The 22,952-nt window shown below is 62.3% G+C and carries 20 protein-coding genes; 9 read left to right on the plus strand and 11 right to left on the minus strand.

The window, feature by feature from the left end:
• Positions 1–132 precede the first annotated feature (132 nt).
• Positions 133–1,149 (minus strand): AraC family transcriptional regulator, encoded by a 1,017-nt coding sequence (locus T3A99_RS05080; RefSeq protein WP_322834016.1) that lies wholly within the window; start codon positions 1,147–1,149, stop codon positions 133–135.
• A gap of 11 nt (positions 1,150–1,160) precedes the next feature.
• Positions 1,161–2,504 carry a CDP-diacylglycerol--serine O-phosphatidyltransferase gene (pssA, locus tag T3A99_RS05085; RefSeq protein WP_322834017.1) on the minus strand — a complete coding sequence of 448 codons (1,344 nt, stop codon included), beginning with the start codon at positions 2,502–2,504 and terminating at the stop codon, positions 1,161–1,163.
• 122 nt (positions 2,505–2,626) lie between these two features.
• On the opposite strand from pssA, the gene T3A99_RS05090 reads away from it, so the two are divergent.
• From T3A99_RS05090 to T3A99_RS05100, 3 genes are all read left to right on the plus strand, one after another.
• Positions 2,627–3,196 carry a TetR/AcrR family transcriptional regulator gene (locus tag T3A99_RS05090; RefSeq protein WP_274090419.1) on the plus strand — a complete coding sequence of 190 codons (570 nt, stop codon included), beginning with the start codon at positions 2,627–2,629 and terminating at the stop codon, positions 3,194–3,196.
• A 54-nt stretch (positions 3,197–3,250) separates the two neighbouring features.
• A complete protein-coding gene (locus T3A99_RS05095; RefSeq protein ID WP_047226502.1) occupies positions 3,251–3,730 on the plus strand; it encodes a DUF1348 family protein in 480 nt (159 codons plus the stop codon).
• A 273-nt stretch (positions 3,731–4,003) separates the two neighbouring features.
• Positions 4,004–4,405: a hypothetical protein gene (locus T3A99_RS05100; protein WP_076384918.1), complete on the plus strand. Its 402-nt coding sequence runs from the start codon at positions 4,004–4,006 to the stop codon at positions 4,403–4,405.
• A 33-nt stretch (positions 4,406–4,438) separates the two neighbouring features.
• Here T3A99_RS05100 and T3A99_RS05105 read toward each other — a convergent pair whose 3' ends face one another.
• The 4 genes from T3A99_RS05105 to T3A99_RS05120 all read right to left on the minus strand — a co-directional run bounded on the left by T3A99_RS05105 (position 4,439) and on the right by T3A99_RS05120 (position 9,090).
• Positions 4,439–6,862, minus strand: a complete 2,424-nt coding sequence (locus T3A99_RS05105) for a TonB-dependent receptor (protein ID WP_107322497.1) — start codon at positions 6,860–6,862, stop codon at positions 4,439–4,441.
• Positions 6,863–6,929: 67 nt separating this feature from the next.
• Positions 6,930–7,874 carry a FecR domain-containing protein gene (locus tag T3A99_RS05110; RefSeq protein WP_322834018.1) on the minus strand — a complete coding sequence of 315 codons (945 nt, stop codon included), beginning with the start codon at positions 7,872–7,874 and terminating at the stop codon, positions 6,930–6,932.
• Positions 7,874–8,383 (minus strand): sigma-70 family RNA polymerase sigma factor, encoded by a 510-nt coding sequence (locus T3A99_RS05115; protein WP_322834019.1) that lies wholly within the window; start codon positions 8,381–8,383, stop codon positions 7,874–7,876. The genes T3A99_RS05110 and T3A99_RS05115 overlap by 1 nt, the downstream gene beginning before the upstream one ends.
• A gap of 185 nt (positions 8,384–8,568) precedes the next feature.
• Positions 8,569–9,090: an SgcJ/EcaC family oxidoreductase gene (locus tag T3A99_RS05120; RefSeq protein ID WP_047226507.1), complete on the minus strand. Its 522-nt coding sequence runs from the start codon at positions 9,088–9,090 to the stop codon at positions 8,569–8,571.
• A gap of 167 nt (positions 9,091–9,257) precedes the next feature.
• On the opposite strand from T3A99_RS05120, the gene T3A99_RS05125 reads away from it, so the two are divergent.
• From T3A99_RS05125 to T3A99_RS05140, 4 genes are read left to right on the plus strand one after another with little or no spacing between them, the layout of a single operon-like run.
• Positions 9,258–10,442, plus strand: coding sequence for a sensor histidine kinase (locus T3A99_RS05125; RefSeq protein WP_047226508.1), 1,185 nt, complete (start codon positions 9,258–9,260; stop codon positions 10,440–10,442).
• Positions 10,439–11,107 carry a response regulator gene (locus T3A99_RS05130; RefSeq protein WP_047226509.1) on the plus strand — a complete coding sequence of 223 codons (669 nt, stop codon included), beginning with the start codon at positions 10,439–10,441 and terminating at the stop codon, positions 11,105–11,107. Before T3A99_RS05125 ends, T3A99_RS05130 begins: the two co-directional genes overlap by 4 nt.
• Positions 11,104–13,416 carry an ATP-binding protein gene (locus T3A99_RS05135; protein WP_322834020.1) on the plus strand — a complete coding sequence of 771 codons (2,313 nt, stop codon included), beginning with the start codon at positions 11,104–11,106 and terminating at the stop codon, positions 13,414–13,416. The genes T3A99_RS05130 and T3A99_RS05135 overlap by 4 nt, the downstream gene beginning before the upstream one ends.
• A complete protein-coding gene (locus T3A99_RS05140) occupies positions 13,413–13,880 on the plus strand; it encodes a response regulator (protein ID WP_076384928.1) in 468 nt (155 codons plus the stop codon). Before T3A99_RS05135 ends, T3A99_RS05140 begins: the two co-directional genes overlap by 4 nt.
• 32 nt (positions 13,881–13,912) lie before the next feature.
• Here the strand turns inward: T3A99_RS05140 and T3A99_RS05145 are convergent, their stop codons facing one another.
• The 5 genes from T3A99_RS05145 to T3A99_RS05165 all read right to left on the minus strand — a co-directional run bounded on the left by T3A99_RS05145 (position 13,913) and on the right by T3A99_RS05165 (position 20,517).
• Positions 13,913–14,746: an energy transducer TonB gene (locus T3A99_RS05145; protein WP_047226512.1), complete on the minus strand. Its 834-nt coding sequence runs from the start codon at positions 14,744–14,746 to the stop codon at positions 13,913–13,915.
• Entirely contained in the window at positions 14,743–15,189 is a 447-nt protein-coding gene (gene tolR / locus T3A99_RS05150; protein ID WP_047226513.1) for a protein TolR, read from the minus strand. The genes T3A99_RS05145 and tolR overlap by 4 nt, the downstream gene beginning before the upstream one ends.
• A 13-nt stretch (positions 15,190–15,202) precedes the next feature.
• Positions 15,203–15,910, minus strand: coding sequence for a protein TolQ (tolQ, locus tag T3A99_RS05155; RefSeq protein ID WP_076384930.1), 708 nt, complete (start codon positions 15,908–15,910; stop codon positions 15,203–15,205).
• A gap of 64 nt (positions 15,911–15,974) precedes the next feature.
• The gene (locus tag T3A99_RS05160; protein ID WP_240539607.1) at positions 15,975–17,852 is read right to left on the minus strand and encodes a phytase; all 1,878 of its coding nucleotides are present in this window, start codon (positions 17,850–17,852) and stop codon (positions 15,975–15,977) included.
• A gap of 142 nt (positions 17,853–17,994) precedes the next feature.
• Positions 17,995–20,517 (minus strand): TonB-dependent receptor, encoded by a 2,523-nt coding sequence (locus T3A99_RS05165; RefSeq protein ID WP_288910758.1) that lies wholly within the window; start codon positions 20,515–20,517, stop codon positions 17,995–17,997.
• A gap of 476 nt (positions 20,518–20,993) precedes the next feature.
• Here T3A99_RS05165 and T3A99_RS05170 point away from each other — a divergent pair, with 476 nt between their 5' ends.
• On the plus strand, positions 20,994–21,905 hold the full coding sequence (locus T3A99_RS05170; RefSeq protein WP_047226518.1) for a GGDEF domain-containing protein: 912 nt from the start codon (positions 20,994–20,996) through the stop codon (positions 21,903–21,905).
• Positions 21,906–21,914: 9 nt separating this feature from the next.
• Positions 21,915–22,952, plus strand: coding sequence for an AraC family transcriptional regulator (locus tag T3A99_RS05175; RefSeq protein WP_047226519.1), 1,038 nt, complete (start codon positions 21,915–21,917; stop codon positions 22,950–22,952).

The raw sequence follows: 22,952 nt of genomic DNA on the forward strand, positions 1-22,952 counted from the left end.
CCATGGTTGGGTGATGTGGCGTCTGGGAGGCCGTTATCGCGAGCAGGCTCGCTCCCACCGGGGCAATGCGAACCTTATGTGGGAGCAAGGCTTGCCCGCGATAGCGCAAGCCCAGTCAACCCACATCCCAAATCAGCCAGGATCGTTGAGAATCAGGCTGCGATAATGTCCCGGATTGGACCCGGACCACTTGCGAAATGCCTTGTAGAAGGAGCTGGCATCGGCAAACCCCAGGCGTGCGGCGATTTCCACGAAACTGATGGAAGGTTCGGCCAGCCAGTTGATGGCCAACTCTTTGCGCACACTGTCCTTGAGCCCTTGATACGTCTGGCCCTCCTCCGCCAAGCGGCGGCGCAGGGTCGACGCCGAAACGCACAACTGCTGGGCCAGAGCCTCGGTCTCCGGCCACTGCTCGGGTGGCAATTGGCGCAGGTCGTGTCTGATGCGGCTGGCGAGGCTTTGCGGGTCGCGATATTTGACCAGGATGTTGGCCGGTGCCTGGGCCAGAAAGCGGTTGAGTTCCTCGGCGCTGCGTCGGATGGGCAGGTCCAGGCATTCGGCGGAGAAGATCATCCGGGTGCGGGGCCGGTCAAAGCGTAGGTTCCGGGAGAACATCACACGATAGTCGTCGCAGAAATCCGGTTCCGGGCAACGCAACTCAATGGAAAGAATCGGAATACGCCGCCCGGCCAGCCAACAGGCCACGCCATGAACAATCATCCAGTAGGTGAAATAGGTGAAGGCCCGTCGCGGATCCTGATCGTCCTCCAGCAGGACGATTTCCGCCAGGCTCTGCTGGCGGCCCCATTGGGCCGGCAACTGTTCGAACATCAGCGAGAGGAACCCCAGCCCCGCCGTCAGGCCGCTCGCCAGCGTGGGTTGGGCCATGGCGCACTGGCAGAGAAACGCCAGGCTACCCGACTTGAGCTTGCGCGGGTCCATGCCAAAAAACTCGTCATCCAGGCGTCGGGCGAGCAAGCGCCAGAGCCGCGCATAAGCATGGGCCGGAACCCGCGCCTGGGAGTCGTCGAGCAACGCAGGGTCTATGCCGACCTTGCTCAGAACCTCATCGGTGGCCGCTCCGGGAGCGCAGCTTTGCAGCAGCGCCTCACGTACCAACTGGATGGAGATGGTGTCTTTTTCCGACATGGCACGAGCTTTCACAGGATCCGGTAAAGCAGCCGCTCGATCCGCACCCGGCTGACCCGTTTCAGAAACCTGGCGACTGCGGCGGGATAGTCCGGCAGGGTTTCCAGGTCCAGATATCGATCGATGCGCCGGGTGTGTTGGTAAATCTGCTCAAGCTCGGCCTGACGCGGCCCCAGCAGTTCGCCCTTGGGGTCATCCAGCAACAAAGCGTTTTCCAGGTCCAGGCGAAACGCCCGTGGATTGAGGTTATTGCCGGTCAGCAAGGTGTAGCGCTCGTCGATCCACATGCCCTTGAGGTGATAGGTATTGTCACCGTCACGCCACAGGTGCAGGTTCAGTTGGCCGCTGTCGATGTAACGCTGATGCCGCTTGGCGAAGCGGCGTAGGCTGATTTCGTAGAGATAGGGCAGCGCGGCGATGATCTTGAACGGCTCGCTGGGCGGCATATAGAAGTCGTTGGCGGTTTTGTCGCCGACGATAATGTCGATCCTGACCCCGCGAGCCAGCGCGCGATTGATTTCCCGGGTCACCCCCAGGGGCAGATTGAAATACGGCGTGCAGATGGTCAGTTGCCGGCGGCTGCTGGCAATCAATTCGCCAATTACCCGGCTCAACGGATTGTTCTTGCCCACGCCCAGCAACGGGCTCACCGACAGGCCGCTCTTGTCGAGGTTGCCGGCCTGCGTGTCATACGCGGCGTACTTGAGCCGGCTGCGCAGATCGCCGATGTCCTTGCGCAGGCTGCGAGTGCTGGGCAGGTTCGGCAAATCCAGACGATGCACGGCGCTGGAGGCAATCAAGCCATGCTGTATCAGGTGCTGCATCGAGTCGGCCAGTGCCTCGTTGCGCAACAGGTGGTAGCGGTCGTAGCGGTATTTGTCGAACTTGTGCAGATAGACGTTATTGAGGCTGGCGCCGCTGTAAAGCACACAGTCGTCGATCACGAAGCCTTTGAGGTGCAGCACGCCGAACAACTCGCGAGTCTGCACCGGCACGCCGTAGATCGGCACTTCGCTGGCGTGAGTGCGGGTCTGCTCCTGATACCACGCCGAATTGCCCGGCTGCTTCTTGGCGCCGATCAGCCCGCGCTGGGCCCGCAGCCAGTCCACCACCACGACCACGTCCAGTTCCGGACGCTTGGCCTTGGCGGCGTGCAAGGCATCGAGGATTTCCTGCCCGGCCTCGTCCTCTTGCAGGTACAGGGCGACGATGTAGATGCGCTGGGTGGCCTGGGCGATTTGCTCCAGCAGGCAACGGCGGAACTCGGCGGCGCCATCGAGGATGGTCACGGCATCGACGGTCAGTGCAAAGCTGCGCAGCTTAGGCAGCAAGGGGCGTTTGAAAAGCGACGGCATAGGGCTCGCAAAAGGTCGAATCCGAAGAGTGGTTGAGCTTACACCATCGATGGGTTCGGGTCTTCAGGGCGTCATGAAAAAACAATTTGACCAAGGAGAACGTTCGTTCTACTGTTAGTGACATGAACGAAATCAATAGCAATGAGACCCGAGACATTATTCTCGATGTCGCCGAAAAGTTGATCTATAAAAGTGGCATCGCGGCCACCGGCATGGATCGGCTGGTGAAAACCGCCGGCGTCTCCAGAAAGAGCATTTATCGCTACTTTGCCAACAAGGACGATCTGATCGTGGCCGCACTCCAGCGGCGCGACGAACGCTGGATGCACTGGTTCAGCAGTGAGGTCGACAAGGCCCCTACTCCGCGCGCCCGGCTGCTCAACCTGTTTACCGTGCTCAAAACCTGGTTCGACAGCGAAGGTTTCCGTGGCTGTGCGTTCATTAACACCAGTGGCGAAACCGGCGACCCACAGAACCCGGTCCGCCAGGTCGCCAAACTGCATAAACAGAAGTTGCTCGACTATGTAACCCGGCTATGCACAGAACAAGGCGTCGAGAGCCCGGGAGCCTTGGCCCGGCAGTTACTGATCCTGATCGATGGCGCCATTACCGTCGCACTGGTCATGGGCGATCACAGCGCCGCTGACCAGGCCCAGAACATACTGAAGTCCTTATTGGCTGAAACTGAATAACCCGTTCCCGTAAACCGCTGTGCCACTTGCTCGATCACTCACTGGAGATCTGCCATGTCATCCACTGCTGAAGTTCGTCCGCCGCTGCCGCCTTTCACCCGTGAATCGGCCATTGAAAAAGTCCGCCTGGCCGAAGACGGCTGGAACTCCCGCGACCCACAACGGGTGTCCCTGGCCTATACGCTGGACACTCAATGGCGCAACCGTGCCGAATTCGCCCATAACCGCGAAGAGGCCAAGGCCTTCCTGACCCGTAAATGGGCCAAGGAACTGGACTACCGGCTGATCAAAGAACTGTGGGCCTTCACCGGTAACCGTATCGCCGTGCGCTACGCCTACGAATGGCACGACGATTCGGGCAACTGGTTCCGTTCCTACGGCAATGAAAACTGGGAGTTTGACGAGCAAGGGTTGATGTCCAACCGCTACGCCTGCATCAACGACATGCCGATCCAGGAAAGCGAACGCAAATTCCATTGGCCGCTGGGTCGCCGGCCGGATGATCATCCGGGGCTGTCTGACTTGGGGCTGTAGGCGCACGGCATTTGTATAAGCAACGGAAACCTTGTGGGAGCGGGCTTGCTCGCGAAGGCGGTGCGTCAGCAGGTAGCAATGCTGGACGAACAACCGTCTTCGCGAGCAAGCCCGCTCCCACATTGCTACTGCGGGCTCGGCCCAGCGCCCGCTCACAACGGCGCTAGACAAGCGGCCACTCGCCAGGGTTGACCGGCATGCCGCCAGGCATCACATTGCCTGGACCGCCGATACACTCAGAGGCGATTTGCTCGTTGCTGACCTGTGGAGCCCATGACCGCGTCGATTCCGATCCGCCCCCCCTGCCCGCCTGGTATCTGTGACTGCGGGCGTGATGCGTTGCTGCAAACCCCGGGCAGTGACCTGCGCATTCTTTGCTTGAACCGTCAGGAAGAAAAACGCCTGCTCGAACGGCTGGAAAATATCCAGAGCCTGGACGAACTCCAACGGTTGCAGCAGCGTATGTACGAGAACCTCGGAATCCGCCTGAGCGTCGAACCCGGCTACAACGAAGTGCGCACCATGCGCGGCATCGCCATCGAGTTCCAGGAGCAGCCCGGCCTGTGCCGCAAGATTCGTCAGTCGATCCCCACCGCCATTCGACGCGGGTTGGAAAAACGTCCCGAAATCGCCTGGCGACTGCTGGATGCCCACGACCTGTTCCGTGACACCTGAGAAACAGCTTCATCCCTGAAGCTGCACATCGGTCTAGAAGTCCACGGTGGCCGAAAGCAGGTAAGTGCGCGGCGTTGCCAGGGTCAAGCCTGCCTCGCTGTCATCCGAGGCGCCGGCTGAACTCCAGTAGCGCTTGTCCGCGACGTTCTCGACATTGGCACGCAGGGTGATGTTCTTCTGGTCCACCTTGAACGCGTAGCGCGCGCCCACATCCACACGCTCCCAGGAATCGATTTCCTTGGTGTTGGACTGGTCCAGGTACTGCGAACTGGAGTGGATGGCGCGGCTGGTCAGGGTCAGGCCCTGCACGGTCGGCACATCCCACTCGGCGCCCAGATTGACATTGTATTTGGGCGTGGCCGGCGCCCGATTACCATCAAAGGCGCCATCGGTGGTATCGGTCAACTCGCTGTCGATATACATGACCCCGCCGAGCAAACGCAAACCCTTGAGCGGCTCACCGAACACGCTCAACTCAACCCCGGTGTTCTCGCGTTTGCCGTTCGGGCCGAAGACACGGGTCGTGGCATCGGTGGCGTAGGCAGGCTGCTTGATCCGGAAGACGGCGGCGGTGACGGCGAGCGCACCCGCGTCATATTTGGCTCCCACCTCGACCTGACGACTGATGAACGGCGGGAATATTTCGTCCTCGTTGATCGAGGTCGATGGCGCGATCTTGCCCTGGCTCAAACCTTCCATGTAGTTGGCATACAACGACAGCTTATCGGTTGCCTTGAACAGGATTCCGCCCGACGGCGACATCTTTTCCTCGTCGTACGCGGTGGCGCCTTTGACGTTATCCGTCCAGTCGTCAACCTTGATCCGCTGCCAGCGGGTGCCGAGGGTCAGCAGCAGTCGATCATCGAAGAAACCCAGAGTGTCGGACAGCGCCACGCCGGTGGAGCGGTTTTCGGTATAGACCTTGCTGTCCTGGCGCGTGGGGTCGCTCGGAGTCGGCGTTTGCACCGGGTCATACAGGTTGCTCGGGGACGAAGCATAACGAGCGCCGCCGTTGGTGAAATCCATGTAGAAGTAGCTGGCGGCCAGGTTGATCTCATGGCTCACCGGGCCGGTATGGAACCAGTTGCGCACCCCGGCCGTGGCCGTGCGGACATTTTCATCGCGGGTAAAGTCGCGGGGTTGAACGCTGAAATCGCCAGCGTCGTTGCTAACCGAAACGTTGTGCCGCAGGAAGTCATGATCACTTTTGCGCGCCCCTGCACTGCCGTACAGCATCACGGAATCGTTGACATCGTATTGCGCGTTCACCGCGCCGAAAGTGTCCTTGGTGCGCGCCTTGCTCCAGCGCTGAGCGTAGTTGCGGCGCACATCGCTGGCGTGCGGGACCTGTGCGTTGGCCCCTACCAGCACGCGCTCCTGCGGCGCGTCGGTATCGCGCTCGGTGCGCCCGATATCCGTCGAGAGGCGTAGACGCTCGCCACGAAAATCCAGGCCCAGCACGGCCATGTCACGGTCGACACTCTGGTGATCCCATTCAGTGTCGCCGGACTGCTTCACGCCGTTGAAACGAACGCCGAACTGGTTATCTTCACCAAAACGCCGGGCGACATCCACGGCGCCGCCGAGCTGGTTGTTGGAGGCGTAGCTGCCCGTGAACGAAGTGATGGGTTTGTCGGTGGCCCGCTTGGGCACCACATTGATCCCGCCACCCACGCTGCCACGTGGCGAGACGCCGTTGATGAGCTGGGTCGGGCCCTTGATGATGTCGACGCGGTCGGCCATCTCCATGTCGATCGAATAGGTCGGCAGGATGCCGTAGAGACCGTTGTAGGCGACATCACTGTTGAACAGACTGAAACCGCGAATGGTGAACTGCTCGAAACGCCCGCCTGCCGGATTGGTGGCGCGAACCGAAGGGTCGCTGGCAATCAGGTCGCCCAGGGTCCGAGCCTGCTGGTTCTTGACCACTTCGCTGGTATAGGTGGTCATGCTGAACGGGGTTTCCATGAAGTCTCGCGACCCGAGCAAGCCTTGCGAGCCGCGGCGCGCGACCTGGCCACCGGCATAGGGCTCGCCCTGCGCCAGGCTCGTGGCCCCCATGATCGAGGTGGGAGCCAGTTGCAAGCTGCTGCCTTCCGGCGCCGGGGTCAGGATGTAAGCCTGCTCGCCCACCGGCTGCAGTTGCAGACCCGAGCCCTGTAACAGTCGGGCAAAGCCCTCCTCCACGGCATACTCCCCCGACAGACCGGGGCTGTTATGCCCGCTCACCAGGGCCGGGTCGACCGACAGGTTGACCCCCGCCAGGCCGGCGAACCGGGTCAGCGCGGCGCTGAGGCTGCCGGCCGGCACCTGATAGCTGCGTCGGGCAGCTTCTTCGGCCTGACTGGAGGACATGAACAATGGGCTGGCGCTAAGGCTGAGCACGAGGCTCAGGTTCAACAGCGGACGCCAGCCGGCAAGGGCCGGGCGAAAACGCAAAGGTACTACTGCGGACATTGGAGGGAGCTCTCGTTTTTGTTCAGTTGCCTTGAATGACAAGCGAGACAAAAAAAGGGGACAGGCGTCACACAGTATTTTTGCGCAGCGTCAATGTGACCCAGTATCGGGTGCGCGTTTGCACGTGCAGCGGCAGGCTGGCCGAGAGCAACGCGAGGATTCGATCGGTGTTTTCCAGACGGAAGCTGCCGGTCACCCGCAGCGACTCCAGGGCGGGGTCCCAACGCAATAAACCTGGGCGATATCGGCCCAGCTCACGGAGAAAATCCCCCAACGGCTGGTTCTGCGCGACAAGCACACCGTCACGCCAACCCAACTGCGCTACGTCGAACGCCCCCACCGGTCCGGCGCCCGAGGCCAAGAGGTTGACCTGCTCGCCTTCCTTCAGTGTCAGCATTGGCCCGCGCAACGGTTGCAGTTGCACCGAACCACTGAGGACCGACACCAGGCAACTGCGCTCATTCAGGCGTACGCAGACCTCGCTACGGCTGACGGAGATCAAGCCGAACGGTGCCTGAATGGCCAATGGCGCAGGCCCCTGGACATTGAGGGCCATCTCCCCTTGCACCAGCACCAGGCGTCGAGCCTTGAGGTCCAGGTCCAGGGCGCTGTCGGTATTCAACTGCAAGGCGCTGCCGTCGGCCAGCGACCAGCGCCGCTGTTCGCCCGTGGCCGTATGCAGGTCGGCGCGCCAGACCTCCAGCGGCAGCTCTCGCCCCAGCCACCAGGCCGTGGGCACCAACGCGGCGACGCCGAGCGCACGCTTGAGCACCGCCCGACGGGGCAATGCCGGGCGATCCAGGGTCGCCATACCCAATGAAGGCGGCACCCCGGCGAAACGCTGGCGCAATCGCTGGGCTTTTTGCCAGGCGGCCTCGTGGTGGGCGCTGCTGTCGCGCCAGCGTTGCAGCGCGGCGCAATCGAAGTCATCCCCGCCAGACTCCATCATGGCCAGCCAGCGAGCCGCCGCCCGGGCGACTTCGCGAGCTTCAGGCGAAGGGGCCTGGCGCATCAAAACTCCACCAACAGGCAATGCTCATAAGCCTGGGCCATATAGCGCTTGATGGTGCGCTCCGACACCTGCATGCGCTCGGCGATTTCACGGTAGCCCAGGCCTTCGAGCTGGCTCCACAAAAAAGCCCGCCGCACCAGAGCCGGCAGGCCATCGAGCAATTCATCCAGGGCTTGCAACGTTTCCAGCAGCAGCCAGCGCTGCTCCGGGGACGGTACGCACGCTGGGGACAAGCTCGCCAAGGCGTCGAGGTAAGCCTGCTCCAGGTTGCGGCGCGCGTAAAAGTTGCTCAACAGACGCTTGCCGACTGTCAGCAGATAAGCGCGGGGTTCGTGCAGATCGGCCAATGGCTGAGCGCTGGACAGGACCCGCAGGAACGTATCCTGGCGCAGGTCCGCGGCATCCCAGGCATTGCCCATGCGTCGTCTCAACCAGCCTTCCAGCCAGCCACCGTGGTCTCGGTACAGCGCGTGCAAGGAACGCTCCGTTGGCGTAGCTGCATCAGACATGTCAAGAAGCCTTGTGCAAGGAATACATTAAATGAGAGTGATTCTAATTAATGTTCCCGCACGAATCCAACTTCTTTATCGAACCGCTCTGTTAATGACCCTGGCCTATTGTTTTTTGCCAGCCTGCCAAACGGGTGGTTCGCCCCCCAACGCAGCCAGGGACGAACTCATTTGTTCAAACGGCCTCAGTGGCTGGCATGCAGTTGCTTCTGGACTTGCGGCATGGCCGAGGAGTGGTGGTTAAGGATCTTCCACTGACCGTCAATGCGTTCATAGATAAAGGTGTAGCGCGCCTGAACCTCGCGCTTGGAGCCGTCGGCGTTGGTCAGGGCAAAGGTATAGACACCACTGTCCATCGCCGCGTCAGGTCCCAGGTGACGGATTTCCCGGTAGTTGATCTGCCCCACCGGCTTGCCGGCCAGGAAGTGTTCAAAGTAATCCTGAATCAGTGCCGCCGTGTTGCGCACCTGGTTGGATACGGTGGGCTGCAATATCGCATCCGGCGCATACAGGCTGGTTACTGCAGCAGCGTTGCCGGTTTTGAGGGCCGCGTTCCAGCGGTCGAACAATGCGGCGATTTCACGGTCATTCTGATTCTGTGGCTGCTCGGCTACGGTGCGATAAACGTATGGCGTTGTTTCAAGTGCCAGGGCCAAGGGTGTGGTCAGCATGAAAAAAGCGGCAGCGGCGAAGGTTTTCAGTTTCATCGTAACGTTCCTGTGGGTTTCAATGAGCCGACTTTGCCGGGCCTGACGGCCTTCGCCATCGGCCAACCGGTGCCGATTGCCTATGCCGTTCGGCAGATAGGCCCGGTGCTGATGACACGCTCTAATACCGCCACGCCGACCGGTCCCATCCACGCTGGAGCCCTATCATGCAAAGCCCACCCCATGACCCCGGCAGTGCCCTGGCCATCCGAACCCAATATCGCCAGTCGCAAAGTCGTGCCGCACGCCTGCGCCTGCTGTTGGGCACCGGCCATGAACTGACGCAATTGCCCCTGTCGGCGATGCGCCAGCGCGCAGTGCAACGAGCGTGCGCATTCATGGCCATGGATCATGGCCTGCTGCTGGAGTGGGCAGCGGACACCACGTTTCGCACCATCGCCAGCCATGGCAGCCAAGAACGGCTCGATCTGCTTGCCAACCTGGCTCAGCCGCCGTCAGCCGAGCCACAATGGCTGGAGTACCCTGGCAGCGCCCTGCCCCAGGTCTTGCGCGTTCCGTTGCGTGGCTCCGACGGTGTGGTGTTCGGGGCTTTATTGCTGGGCAACGGCGTAGCCCTCGGCACGCCGGACAACGAGGATATTGAGTCACTGCAATTGCTGGCGACCCTGCTGGCTGCCCATCTGGAAAACAGTCGTCTGCTCGAAGCGTTGCAGGCCCGCGAACGCACCATGTCCGAGCTGGTCCATCGACTGTTCAGCGCCCAGGAAGACGAACGCAAGCGTGTGGCCTACGACCTGCATGATGGCCTGGCACAGAACCTGGCCGGCCTGCATCAGCGCCTGCAGGGGTTCGCCGGTCGCTGCCCGCCTCTGCCGCCGGCCCTGGCGAACGACTTGCAGGCCATCCTCGATCTCGCCCGGGGTTGTGTCGGCGAAGGCCGGCAGTTGATCGGCGGTCTGCGTCCCCATGCGCTGGATGACTTCGGTCTGTACAAAGCCGTCGACAAGGAAGCCGACCGCCTGCGGGATGCAGGCCTGTCGGTGGACTGGGCCGAGCACAGCGCCGCTCGCCTGCCGGGCAACACCGAAATCGCCTTGTTCCGCATTGCCCAGGAAGGCATCAACAACATTCTCAAGCACGCCCGGGCCAGCCATGTACGCCTGGGATTGATGGTGAGCGACGACCGGGCCTCGCTGCGGGTCGAAGACAATGGCCGTGGTTTTGCTCTGGAACAACCCATCGAGACCAATGGCACCTGCCATCTGGGCCTGGCGGCCATGCAGGAACGAGCCAGCCTGCTGGGCGGCCACCTGAGCTGTTTCAGCCAGCCCGATGGCGGCACCCGTTTGCTGGCCAGCGTCCCCCTACCCACCCACGGAACACACTCATGACGTCCCCTTTACGCCTGCTTTTGGCCGATGATCACGAAGTGACCCGCACCGGTTTTATCAGCATGCTGGCCGGCAGCCCGGGGTTCGAAGTCGTCGGCCAGGCCAGCGACGGCCAGGAAGCCCTCGATCTGTGCGAGCGGCTGCAACCGGACATCGCCATTCTCGACATTCGCATGCCGGTGCTCAATGGTCTGGGGGCGGCGCGTATCCTGCAGCAGCGCCAGCCGGGGATCAAAGTGGTGATCTTCACCATGGACGACAGCCCTGATCACCTTGAAGCCGCCATCGGCGCGGGCGCGGTCGGTTATCTGCTCAAGGATGCCAGCCGCGATGAAGTGCTGGACGCCCTCAAACGGGTCGCCCAGGGCGAAGAGGCCCTGAACAGTTCGGTCAGTGCGCGCCTGCTGCGGCGCATGGCCGAGCGCGGTGCCAGTGGCGCTACCCCGGTCCAGGCCCTGACAGCCCGCGAGCGCCAGGTGTTGGGGCTGGTGGCCGGCGGCTTCAGCAACCGTGAAATCGGCGAAAAACTCGGCATCGCCCCCGGCACCGCCAAGGCCCACGTGGAGCGCGTCATCGGCAAGTTGGGAGCCGCCGATCGAACCCAGGCCGCCGTGCGCGGTGTTGCCCTGGGGTTGGTGGCACAACCCAGCGGGCAATGGCCATGAGATTCCTCGCCGCCCGCCGCTGGGCCAACCTGCCATTGCGGGGCAAGGCATTGGTGGTCATTTCCCTGCCCCTGGTGGTGCTGTTGCTGTCGCTGGTGCTGATCTACATCACCGAACGCCAGACCGCCCGGGCCGAAGAAGACGTGCGCCGGGTGCTGCTGGTCCAGGGCGATATCCAGACGGTGCATACCCTGCTGGCCGAAGCCGCAGCCAGCGTGCGCGGTTACCTGCTGACCCGGCGCGAAGACTTCCTGCCCAGCTACGAACAGGCCACGCCGCTGATCAAGGCCGCGTTGCAACGGTTGGACCACAACATCCGCGACGCCCGGATGCGCGAGCGCCTCAAGACCATCACCCCACTGATCGCAGAAAAACTCGATGGGCTGGATGCCTTGCGCAACGGCAAGGCCGATGACACAGCGGCCATCACGACGATTCTGATCGAAAACAAACACGTCCTGGACGTGCTGCGCGAGCAGATCAACGCCATGCGTATACGTGAGGACGCCCTGCTCGCCGACCGCAGTGCCGCCGCATCGGCCACGCGCATGCGCCTGTTGTTCGCCACGCTACTGGCGGCGCTGTGCGGGCTGCTTGGCGCCATCGTGGCGGTGCTGTTCCTGTCCAAGGGCATTGTCGCCCGCGTGCAACAGGTGCAAGGCAACGCTCAGCGCCTGGCCTTGGGTCAACCGTTGTTGCCGCAACCGCCGGAGCAGGACGAAATCGGCCAGTTGGGCACCCGTCTGGTAGAGGCCGGGCAGTTGCTTGCCGAACGCGAGCGGGCTCTGCGGGATAACGAAGAACGCTTGCGACTGATCATCGATGGGGTGAAGGACTACGGCATCTTTGCGCTGGACGCCCAAGGCCATGTCATTACCTGGAACGCCGGTGCCGAGCGGATCAAGGGTTACACCGAACAGGAAATCCTCGGCCGGCATTTTTCGTTGTTCTATCTGAGCGAAGAATGCCCGGCGCACCCGGACATGGCGCTGCACGAAGCGGCCCGTGACGGTCATTACATGGAAGAAGGCTGGCGCTGTCGCAAGGACGGCAGCCGCTTCTGGGCCAGTGTGGTCATCACTGCCCAGTACGACAGTACCGGCACCCTGCGCGGGTTTTCCAAGATCACCCGCGACATCACTGACCGCCGCGCCGCCGAGATCGCCCTGCGCACCGCCCGTGAAGAAGCCGAAAGCGCCAGCCGCGCCAAGAGCGAATTTCTTTCGCGCATGAGCCACGAACTGCGCACACCCCTGAACGCCATACTCGGCTTCGCGCAACTGCTGGACATGGACTCCAGCGCCGGCCAGCGCCCACAGGTCAGTCACATCCTGCGCGCCGGCCAGCATTTGCTGGCATTGATCAACGAGGTGCTGGACATTGCCCGGATCGAGGCCGGTCGTCTGCCGCTGAACATTGAGCCGATTGCCTTGACGACGGTGTTGCATGAAGCCCTGACGCTGGTTTCACCCATGGCGGCCGACGCCGGGATTCAGTTAGCCGAGCTGGCGCCGCTACCCGACAGCAGCGGTGTGCTGGCCGACCGTCAACGCCTGGTGCAGGTGCTGCTCAATCTGTTGTCCAACGCCATCAAGTACAACCGGCCCGGCGGTGAAGTGCGCATTGAAGTGACGGCCCAGGGGCCGCGAGTCAGCATTGCCGTCAGCGACACCGGGCATGGCATTGCCCCTGAGCAGCTTGACCGGTTGTTCAAGCCGTTCGAGCGCCTGGGTGCCGATCCACAGGTCGAGGGCACCGGTCTTGGGCTGTCCTTGAGCAAGAGCCTGCTGGAAATGATGCAAGGCAGCCTGCAGGTCCACAGCGAGCCGGGGCAAGGTTGTTGTTTTACCCTGCAATTGCCCGGTGCCCAGGTGGAACACGCCCGCTTGCCCCCCATCGTCGCGCTGAAGGCACCGCGTCCGTCAGTTGAATATCACGGCAAGATACTGTGCATCGAAAACAACCTGTCGAGCCTGGCGCTGATCGAGACCCTGATGCAGCGACGTCCGGGTATTCAACTGCTGTCGAGCATGCAAGGCCAGTTGGGCCTGGACCTGGCTCGCCAGCACGCCCCGCAGTTGATCCTGCTGGACGTGACCCTGCCGGACCTGACAGGCCTGGAGGTACTGCGCCGCTTGCGTCAATCGGCGGCCACGGCGTCCACACCGGTACTGATGATCACCGCCGATGCCAGCGACCTGACCCACCGTGCCCTGCACGAAGCCGGGGCCACAGCGATCCTGACCAAACCCATTCATATCCAGGCCTTTCTCGGCCACCTTGAACGTTATTTACCGGAGCCCGCATGAATCACGATTTGCGCATCCTGATCGTTGACGATCAGCGCCCCAACCTGGACCTGATGGAGCAGTTGCTGGCTCGCGAAGGGCTGCACAACGTACTGAGCAGCACCGAGCCTTTGCGCACCCTCGACCTGTTCAACAGTTTTGAGCCTGACCTGGTGATCCTGGACCTGCACATGCCGGCATTCGATGGCTTCGCCGTGCTGGAGCAGCTCAACCGGCGCATCCCGGCAAACGACTACCTGCCGATCCTGGTGCTGACCGCCGACGCCACCCGCGACACCCGCCTGCGCGCCCTGGCGCTGGGCGCCCGGGACTTCATCAGCAAACCCCTGGATGCGCTGGAAACCATGCTACGCATCTGGAATCTGCTGGAAACACGGGCGCTCTATAAGGCGTTGCGCGAGCTGGTTCCATCGCAGCAGATCGAACTGTTGCGCCAGCACCGGCCGGCCGCCGGCGCGGTTTAGTCCGATTAAGCCGGCCGCAACAGGCTCGGGTTCTATTCGATGCGGTAGTGAAAGGTATTGCGCACCGCCGGCACTGTCACGGCCTGGCCGTCGACGATCCGCGGCTGATAACGGAAGGTTTGGGCCGCAGTCAGCGAGGGTCGGATGAACAACGGGTGACAGCCGTCCAACACCTTGGGGTTGTCGATTCGTCCGTCCGGCTTGACGCTGTACTCCACCGTGCAATCGCCTTCCAACCCTTTGTCCAAAGCCCGTTGCGGATAATCCGGAGCCTCTTTGCTCAGGGGTTGATAGTGGCGACTGTCGGCGGCGGCCAGGCGTGCCTGTTCGGCTTGGCGTTGCCGGGCGAGCGCCTGGGCCTGTTGAGCCGCTTGGCGCTGTCGTTCGGCGGCCTGTTGCTCGGCTTCCTGCTGACGTCGCTGGTTCTCCTGACGCTCGCGCTGCTGCTGGGCCTGTTGCTCGGCCTGCTGCTCGCGCTTTTGCTCCTCGACCCGTTTGCGCGCCAGGGTTGCCTGCTCCAGTTTCTGCGCTTGGAGCCTTGGATCAACCGCAGGTTTGCTCGGCGCCGGGCGTGGCGCTTGCACTGGAGCCGGCGTGGCTTCGACCGGTTCTGGGGCGACCTCTGCCACGGCGGTCGGCGCAGGCGCTTCAGGCACCGGCAGCGGTGGCAACATCACCAATTGCGTGCGCAGCACCCGGGGCGCTTCGACGGTCGGTTTCTCTACGGTCCAGCCCAGCACCAGCAATGCCGCGACAACCGCGTGCAAGGCCACGGCGAGTCCCGCTGCCAGGCTGTTCCTCCAGAAACCGCTGCCGGACACCGTGGGTAAACCCAAGGATGGACTGTGCATGATCATCGCCGTCATCGGGGTGCCTCGGTCACCAGGCCAAGGTTGCTCACTCCGCCCTGCTGCAAGGCGGCCATGGCGGCCACGACACGACCGTAGTCGGCGTGGTCGTCGGCACGGATATACACCTGGGTATCGCTGCGCTCGGCAACAACCTGGGCCACTTTGGCGCGCATCTGATCCAGGTCCACGGCGCTGTCGGTCTGGCTTTGGGTGTCCAGTTCAGCACCCAGGTTCCAGTAGTAACCGCCCTCGGCCTTAACAGACAGGGTCAGGATCTGTTGGCGGCTATCGTTGGCCAATGCCTGGCTGGCGACCTTGGGCAGCTCGATTTTCACGCCTTGGGTCAGCATGGGTGCCGTGACCATGAAGATCACCAGCAGCACCAGCATCACATCGATGTAAGGCACCACGTTCATTTCGGCCTTGGGCCCGTGCTTGCGTTGCGGCTTGACTAGCATCTGCCCTCTCCTCTCAAGCGGCCGCGGCCAGGTTCACCGGAGCGCCGTGCAGCTTGCGATGCAGGCGTGCCTGCAGCTCGTTGCCGAACGCGTAGTAGCGTGTCAGCAAGGTCTGGCCGCGGGCGGAAAAGCGGTTGTAGGCGATCACCGCGGGAATCGCCGCGAACAGGCCGATGGCGGTGGCGATCAACGCCTCGGCGATGCCCGGCGCCACGGTGGAGAGGCTGGCCTGTTGTACCTGGGACAACCCCAGGAAGGCATTCATGATCCCCCAGACCGTGCCGAACAAACCGATGTAAGGGCTGACCGAACCGACCGTGGCGAGAAACTGCAAGCCTTTCTCCAACTGCACCTCCTGCTCGCTGATTGCCACTTGCAGCGAACGCTCCACCCCTTCAAGCACCACCTGTGGGCTGCCGGAGGGCACGTTGAGCTGGGTGAAAGCCTGGAAGCCGGCGTGAAAGATCGGCTCCACGCCGCCCTCTTCCTCGCGCACCTGGGCGGTCTCGCGCAACAGCGCTGGCAAATCGCTGGTGCTGCGAAAACGCTGCATGAAACCCTTGAACTGGCGCTCGGTGCGGCGCAGCACGGTGCTGCGCTGGATGATCAGGTACCAGCTCAGCAGCGAGGCCAGCAGCAGTGTGAGCATGACGGCCTTGACCAGAAGACTCGCATCGCTGATCAGGCCCCAGATTGTCATATGTTCCAGCGTGGCTTGCATGGGTAGAGCTCCTGTCTGGCTGCTATTCGATGAAATGTTCATGACCGGTTGATGACAGCGCCGCTCAAGGCAGGCGCAAGGCTTTCGCGACTTCGTTCCAGGGCACGAACTTGAAGTTCTGGGTCTGCTCGGGCATCCGTTTGCGGCCGTCCTGGACCACCAGCATGCCGTCGCTCCAGGGACCGCCAAGGTTGGCCGAAGTGACTTCCAGGCCATCGGTTTCCGAGGCGCCGTCGATGCCCGCGGCGCCGTTCAGGCCGACACGGAACGCACCGCGCACGGCATAAGGCGGTTCGGCATCAAGTAGCACATAGCTGTCGTTGCCCTGGCTTGAGATCACCAGGTAATCGTGGCCGGCGCCTTGGTACAGGGCGATGCCCTCGACGTCGGCATGCAACTGAGGTCCGACCTTGATCACGTTGTCCAATGTCGCCGGCCGGTCGGCCCGGGCATCCACCGCCCAGACTCCGACGTCTTCTTCACCGAGAAACAGCCGCTGGCGCCGGTCATCGGCGACGCACCCTTCAGGCTGGCTGTCGACGCTGAACTGGCGCACCAACTGCCCTTTCACCACGCCGTCCGGGGCGCTGAGGCGGTACTGCAAATAGCGCCCGTCCTTGCCATTGGCGAAGGCATACAGTTCGCCCTCAACCGGCTGGAACAGGCAGATGCCGTAGATTTCCTTGAGTGGCGTGGGGATCTCGCCGGCCTCGCGCAGTTCGCCGCTGACCCGGTCGATGCTGAACAGGCTGAGGCTGTTGCGGTCGCGGTTGCTGGCGACTGCCAGATCGACGGTTTGCGTACCCAGCTTGAAGTTGCCGCGCACATCGACGTTGTTGAGGCGGCCCACCGCCAGCTCCTGCAGCAGCTTGCCGTGCAGGTCATACGTCAGCAGGCCTTGCTTCTTGTTAGTGCCCAGCACCCGGCTCAAGGCTGGCGTCGTGGGATGAACCCAGATCGCCGGATCATCCGCCGCGTCGCCCTGGCGCGCCACCGGCTCGCTCTGGCCAATGGCAGCCACTGTAGGCAGCACCGGCGGCAGGGACACAGGGGTGGGTTGCCAATTGATTTGGCCCTGATACAGGCGTGCGCTGTCATCGTCGCGCAACAACAGTTCAAGGCCGTTTTTCGTCGCCCGTACCGCCAGATTTTCCGGCTCGTTCAGGCCCGGCAGCGCCAGACGGGCTGTCGAGGTCCAGCCCTGGCCGTCTTGCTGATACAGATGCAGCTGTCGCGCTTGTGGGTCCAGGCCCAGCAACCCGCCTGGTAACGCCGCCAGGTCCCCAGCGGCCTGCTGGATGTCACCGAACGGCGTGCGCATCGCCACGGGTACACGCACGGCATCGGCCTCGGAGGATGCCGGGTAGGCCCACCAGCCGACTTGTTCCTCGTTGACGAACAGTTGATTGGCGCTGTCTTGCACCTGACAGGTCTGGGCATCGGGCGGCAGTGGCAAGCCGCGTACGCGCTGTGCACTGGCGCTCAGGTGCTCGCCGTTGCCCACCAGCCATTGCTCCCCCTTGCCTTCTTCACCCACCAGAAACACAAACAGGTTGCTCGCTTCATCGCGGTACAGGCACAGCCCGTTCACCGGGAAATCTCGCGCAGGAAGGTACAGCGGCGTCCCCCACTGACGTTTATCCGGATCGAGGCTGACCAACAGTGCTTGCTGACGAGTGCTGTCGAGGCTGGCCACCAGAACGTTCGCCCCGAGGGCACGGCTGTCGAGACCTTCGAAGGAGCCCTCCAGGCGTGACAGTTCGCGGCCTTGGGCATCCAGCAACAGCAAGCCTTCACGGGCGCTGGCCAGTCGTTCGCTGGTCCAATGGCCGGGTACGAATCCCAGGGCATTGATCGAGCGTTCCTGTGCCTGAGGCCAGGGTTGCAGCTTCAGGGTTGGGGAAGCCGCCAACGCTGGAACGCTTGCCAGGCTGATGAGCATTGCCAACAGGTACTGCTTGGGTAAAAAAAAAGCTGTGTTCAACGGAAAAATCCTTGTCATTGAGCCGGGTTCAAACGGGTCTTTTGTCCACCTGCAGGGCGAGGGGATTTTTCCCCTCGCCCTGACGGATCGGCGTCGCGATCTAGAAATGGGTGAAGGTCAGCCCCAGCTTGTAGGTCGGGCCGTATTCTTCGTATTGACCGTTGTAGGCGCGGTGGCCGGTGTAGACGAAATACGACTCGTCGGTGAGGTTCTGGGCTTCCAGGCTCACTTGCAGGTTTTTGGTCAGGGAGTAGCGGGCGCTGAAGTCGACAAAGGTCTGGGCGTCAACGTGCAGGTCATGGTCGCGGTCGCTGATGGACGCCAGCTCATACAGGTAGGCCGACTTGTAATTGGCCGACAGACGCAGGCTCAGCTTGTCGTTTTCCCAACCCAGCATCAGGTTACCCACGGTGTCCGACTGGTTCGGCAGGTCGATGCTGCGCTTGCGTTGTGTTCCGCTGGCCTGATCGAACCCTTCGATCTCGGCGTCCGAGCGACTGAAGGTGGTGTTGGCCCCCAGAAGCAATCCATTCCAGGGGGCTGGCAGCCAGTCGAATTTTTGTGAGTAGGCCAGTTCCAGGCCATAGAGCTTGGCGCTGTCACCATTGGCAAAGCTATGGGCTTCGGAGAAGTCGGCCCAGGCGCCCGTGCCCGCCAGGTCGGTGTTGTAGACGAAGTTCTTGATGTCTTTGTAGAACACGAAAGCCGACACAGTGCCGGCCCGGCCCATGAAATGTTCAATGCCCAGGTCCAGGTTGCTCGACTCCAGGGGTTTGAGGTCCGGGTTGCCGAAGGTCGCCTCGTCATCGTCAATGACAAAACCCGGGGCCAGTTGCCCGAAGGTCGGGCGCACCACGGACTTGGTCCAGGCCGCACGCACCTGGGTGTTCTTGTCCAACTGGTAACGCGCGTGCAGGCCCGGCAGCCAGTGGTGATATTTGCGCCGGGTTTGGGTGTCGGTGAACACGCCGTCGGTAACGCCGCTGCCTTTGGCTTCGAACTCCGTGCCTTCATAACGCATGCCGGCGATCAAGCGCCAATCGTCGATGTCCACGGTGTTCATCAGGTAAGCGGCGTTGATGTCTTCGCTCATCTGGAAGTCATTGACCCGCGACTCTTGCGCATCAAAGAAGGCGTCGCGATCCAGACCACCCAACAATTGTTCGATGGCTCCGGCACTGATGCCTGGACCGTAACGGCCGAGACTGTAATCCACGTTGCCCTTCTGGAATTGTCCGAGGTTCAACTGCTCGTCGGTGAACCCCAGGTCGCCGAAATCCTCATAGACCCAGGCGTCGAGGTCGTTGTCCTTGTCGCGGCGGCTGACTTTGCCGCCGAATTTGACCTGGGAGGCGTAGCCACTGACGTCATAGTCTCTGGCCAGGTCCAGGCGCAGGTTTTTCTCGGTGTCGGTGGTGTTCTGCTGTTCCCAGTCCACCTTGTCCAGGCTGAAGTTGGCCGGATCATAGAACCCCGAACCAATGATCGGCCGCGGCTTGTCGTTGCCGTAGAAGCCCCCCTCGAAACTGTCGATGCCTTCGAATGTGGCACCGGCGATATGACCGGGGCTGTCCTCGCTGGACTTGCTGTAGCCGCCCTGGCCGCTGAGAGTCCAGAGACCGAACATGCGCTCCCCGCCCAGTACATAGGACTGGATCTCCTGGGTTTCTTCGCGCTGCTTGATCTTGCGCTCGCCTTCTGCGGCACCCAGCTCACCGGCCGCTTGCGGATCTTCGAAAGCCAGGCTGGCGGCATTGCGGGTTTCGCTGTCTTTGTAACGACTGTAAAGCGTGCGCAGGTAGTAGCTGCTCAGATCATCAGGCTTGTAGTCGAAGTTCAGCCCGCCGCCGGCGCGCTCCCGACGGATGTCATAGTCGCGTTGTTCGAACTCTTCCAGTCGTGAGCCTTGCTCGAAATCCCAGGCGCCGCCGGTTTCAACGTTGTCCGAGCCAAAATCGCGCTTCTGCCAGCTCAGCGCTGCTGCAACGCCGAAGTTATCGATGCCGTCGCCCAGGCTGAAACGGTCGCTGATAGCGCCAGAGAATTTCGGACTCGTCTGGCCGGTATTCTTGTCGTAGCTGGCTTCGCTGCTGCCGGTGTAGAACAAGCCCTTGTGGTCGAACGCCGAGAGGCTTTTCACGTCGACCGTGCCGCCCAGGGAGTTGGCGTCCATGTCCGGCGTCAGGGTCTTGATCACCGACAGCGACTGCACCAGCTCCGCGGGCAGCACGTCCAGGGCAACGGCCCGGCGCTCGCTTTCCGGTGCCGGTACCAGCGTGCCGTTGATGGTCACGCTGTTGAGGTCTGGCCCCAGGCCCCGCACGCTGACAAAACGACCTTCGCCCTGGTCACGTTCGACGCTGATGCCCGGCAGGCGCTGCACGGCTTCGGCGACGTTTTCATCCGGCAACTGCGCCACGCCGTCGGCATGCACCACGCTCTTGATGCTGTCGGCGCTGCGCTGCTCCTTCAGGGCCTGATCGATGCTGGCCGCCTGACCAACCACTTGGACGTGTTCAGTGGTCGTCTGCTCGGCAGCGCTCAGCCGTTCACTGGCAATGGCCATCGCCAACGCGGTGAACGTAAAACCGACGAGCCCGGCAGTGCTTGTGCGGTGATGCATGGTGGTCTCCCCCAGGAATCCGAAAATCCGCCAGGCAACGGCCCGGCAACTGGGAGGGCACGCTAGGGGTGGGGGGTGACGGTTCTGTGACAGCGTTTGCCCGCAGGGCCTAAAACACACTGATGTGAGGGGGTTGGCGGACCAGAATGAGCTGAAATGACCTGTTTCCGAGTCGCACAGGCCTTCAGCAGCCGATCACTTTTTGCGAAACGTCGCTCCACACCGCTGTGGGAGCAAAGCTTGCTCGCGATGCAGGTGCCTCGATCCCCTGAAAAACCGCGTCGTCTTCGTCGCGAGCAAGCTTTGCTCCCACAAAATCCCCTCGCCACAATGAGATAAGGGCGATCTCATGCATAAAAATCCGGACAACCAATGAGCTGATTCGACCTCCCCCACCCATTCACCCACCGTCACCGCACTGTCACATCCATCTGCTGTGCTGAGCCGCATTCCGCTTCTGGCAAAGGATTCCGGCCATGTTTTCCGTGCTGCGCCCGCACCGCCTCAAACTCGCCCTGCTTCTGCTGGCGGCCAACCTCGGGCTGATGCTCCACCTGGCCAACGGTGAGCTCAAACCGCTGAGTGAGTGGGTCTGGCTGGATATCCTTGGCGAAGGCGGCTCGGCCTTGCTGGCGCTGGTCTGGCTCGGCCTGGTGCTCAAGAGTCGCCCGGCCGGTCGGGTGACCAACTACCTCGTATGGGGCCTGGGTTGCATCTTTTTTTCCTGGTGGATCGACAGCCTCGACGAGTTCATCCGTTTGCCCGACAGCATCACCTGGGACCACTGGCTGGAGTCCGGGCCGATGCCGGTGGGCATGATTCTGCTGACCCTCGGCATCTATCACTGGCACCGGGAACAACTGGCGATCAACGGACAAATGGAAAAGCGTGAACGGTTGTTCCGCGAGCACCGCCTGTTCGACAAACTCACGCCGCTGGGAGGCGCGGACTTTTTCAGACATGAACTGACGAGCAGCCTGGAGGACAGCCGACGCCGCCAGCAGCCCTTGTCATTGCTAGCCCTGGACCTGGACAACTTCACCGCCATCAATCAGCGCTTCGGTCACGGCGAGGGCGATGCGGTGCTGCAAGCCGTCAGCCAGTTGCTGGTGCTGAACCTGCGCCGTCAGGATCTGCTTTGTCGCCTGGCCGGTGATCGCTTTGTGGTCCTGCTGCCCGACACCGGCGAGAGCCAGGCCCGGTATCTGGCCGCAGAACTGGCCCACGCGGTTGGCAGCCTGGCCCACAAGACTCGGCAACACGGCGAGCGCTTGCAACTGGCCGCCAGCACCGCCGTGGTGATGGCATTTGACGAGTCGCCGGAGGCCTTGCTCAAACGCCTCAACCTGACGCTGGCCCGATCCCGTTCCACGTTGAAAAGCGCCTGAGGCCGGCCCATGACCCTCAAGACCTGCTGGTATGAAACCGACAGCCGCTTCATTCCGGGGCACTATCAGCCTGCCGCGCTGATCGATCTGGCACTGTCGCGTGACATCGACAGCCACCGCCTGCTGCGTGGCACCGGGCTGTTCCACGACGATATCCTCGCTGGCCAGAGCCGCATCAGCCCGCAACAGTTTCTTGGCCTGATCGACAACAGCCGACGCCTGCTCGATGCCAGTGACAGCAGTTTCCTGTTTGGCCAGCGGCTGCTGCCGGGACATTACGGGCCAGCCAGTCATGCGCTACGCCACGCGCAGAATCTGCATCAGGCCCTGGAAACCCTGATTGACCAGCAAGCACTGCTCAGCCCCCTGGCCGCGCCGCGCCTGTTGTTGGACGAGCACTACGCCTACATCCATTGGCTGGACAGTTGCGGTGCGGATGAACAATGGCGCTTCATACTGGAAGCCAGCATGACTTCGATGGTTGCCATGAGTGCATGGCTGAGCGGCGAACGCCTGCCCTGGCAATGCAGCTTCCGCCATGAGGAGCCGCGTTACGTCGAACAGTACTGGGTGCACCTGGGTGAGCAGACGCAATTCAATCGGCCGCTGGACCTGATGCGCCTGCCCCGCCACTGCCTGGCCCAGCCCTGGCCCAACGTGTCGGCCACCGCCGGCCAGGTGGCGCGGATCGAAGCCCGAGACCAACTCGATCAACTGGGTTTCGCGGCAAGCTTTCTGGACTGCGTCTACGACTACCTGCACAGCCATGTGCAGCAGACGCCCAGCCTGGAACAGATCGCCCAGGCTTTCGCCATGAGCCCGGCGACGCTCAAGCGCAAGCTGCACAAGCACCATACCGGGTTCCAGCAACAGGTGGACCGGGTGCACACCCATGTGGCGTTGTACTTGTACCAGGTCAAGGGGTTCAGCAACGAGGAAGTGGCGCAGTACCTGAACTTCAACGACACGGCGAATTTTCGCCGCTCGTTCAAGCGCTGGACCGGCAGTACGCCGAATCTGATCCGGCAGTTGCTGATGTTGGGGTGA

Source organism: Pseudomonas sp. N-137, assembly GCF_034555295.1.
Taxonomy (GTDB): Bacteria; Pseudomonadota; Gammaproteobacteria; order Pseudomonadales; family Pseudomonadaceae; genus Aquipseudomonas; species Aquipseudomonas rhizophila.

Coding starts and splice junctions, on each gene's coding strand:
- T3A99_RS05080 (WP_322834016.1), bottom strand. CDS start 1,149: ATGTCGGAAAAAGACACCATCTCCATCCAGTTGGTACGTGAGGCGCTG.
- pssA (WP_322834017.1), bottom strand. CDS start 2,504: ATGCCGTCGCTTTTCAAACGCCCCTTGCTGCCTAAGCTGCGCAGCTTT.
- T3A99_RS05090 (WP_274090419.1), top strand. CDS start 2,627: ATGAACGAAATCAATAGCAATGAGACCCGAGACATTATTCTCGATGTC.
- T3A99_RS05095 (WP_047226502.1), top strand. CDS start 3,251: ATGTCATCCACTGCTGAAGTTCGTCCGCCGCTGCCGCCTTTCACCCGT.
- T3A99_RS05100 (WP_076384918.1), top strand. CDS start 4,004: ATGACCGCGTCGATTCCGATCCGCCCCCCCTGCCCGCCTGGTATCTGT.
- T3A99_RS05105 (WP_107322497.1), bottom strand. CDS start 6,862: ATGTCCGCAGTAGTACCTTTGCGTTTTCGCCCGGCCCTTGCCGGCTGG.
- T3A99_RS05110 (WP_322834018.1), bottom strand. CDS start 7,874: ATGCGCCAGGCCCCTTCGCCTGAAGCTCGCGAAGTCGCCCGGGCGGCG.
- T3A99_RS05115 (WP_322834019.1), bottom strand. CDS start 8,383: ATGTCTGATGCAGCTACGCCAACGGAGCGTTCCTTGCACGCGCTGTAC.
- T3A99_RS05120 (WP_047226507.1), bottom strand. CDS start 9,090: ATGAAACTGAAAACCTTCGCCGCTGCCGCTTTTTTCATGCTGACCACA.
- T3A99_RS05125 (WP_047226508.1), top strand. CDS start 9,258: ATGCAAAGCCCACCCCATGACCCCGGCAGTGCCCTGGCCATCCGAACC.
- T3A99_RS05130 (WP_047226509.1), top strand. CDS start 10,439: ATGACGTCCCCTTTACGCCTGCTTTTGGCCGATGATCACGAAGTGACC.
- T3A99_RS05135 (WP_322834020.1), top strand. CDS start 11,104: ATGAGATTCCTCGCCGCCCGCCGCTGGGCCAACCTGCCATTGCGGGGC.
- T3A99_RS05140 (WP_076384928.1), top strand. CDS start 13,413: ATGAATCACGATTTGCGCATCCTGATCGTTGACGATCAGCGCCCCAAC.
- T3A99_RS05145 (WP_047226512.1), bottom strand. CDS start 14,746: ATGACGGCGATGATCATGCACAGTCCATCCTTGGGTTTACCCACGGTG.
- tolR (WP_047226513.1), bottom strand. CDS start 15,189: ATGCTAGTCAAGCCGCAACGCAAGCACGGGCCCAAGGCCGAAATGAAC.
- tolQ (WP_076384930.1), bottom strand. CDS start 15,910: ATGCAAGCCACGCTGGAACATATGACAATCTGGGGCCTGATCAGCGAT.
- T3A99_RS05160 (WP_240539607.1), bottom strand. CDS start 17,852: ATGCTCATCAGCCTGGCAAGCGTTCCAGCGTTGGCGGCTTCCCCAACC.
- T3A99_RS05165 (WP_288910758.1), bottom strand. CDS start 20,517: ATGCATCACCGCACAAGCACTGCCGGGCTCGTCGGTTTTACGTTCACC.
- T3A99_RS05170 (WP_047226518.1), top strand. CDS start 20,994: ATGTTTTCCGTGCTGCGCCCGCACCGCCTCAAACTCGCCCTGCTTCTG.
- T3A99_RS05175 (WP_047226519.1), top strand. CDS start 21,915: ATGACCCTCAAGACCTGCTGGTATGAAACCGACAGCCGCTTCATTCCG.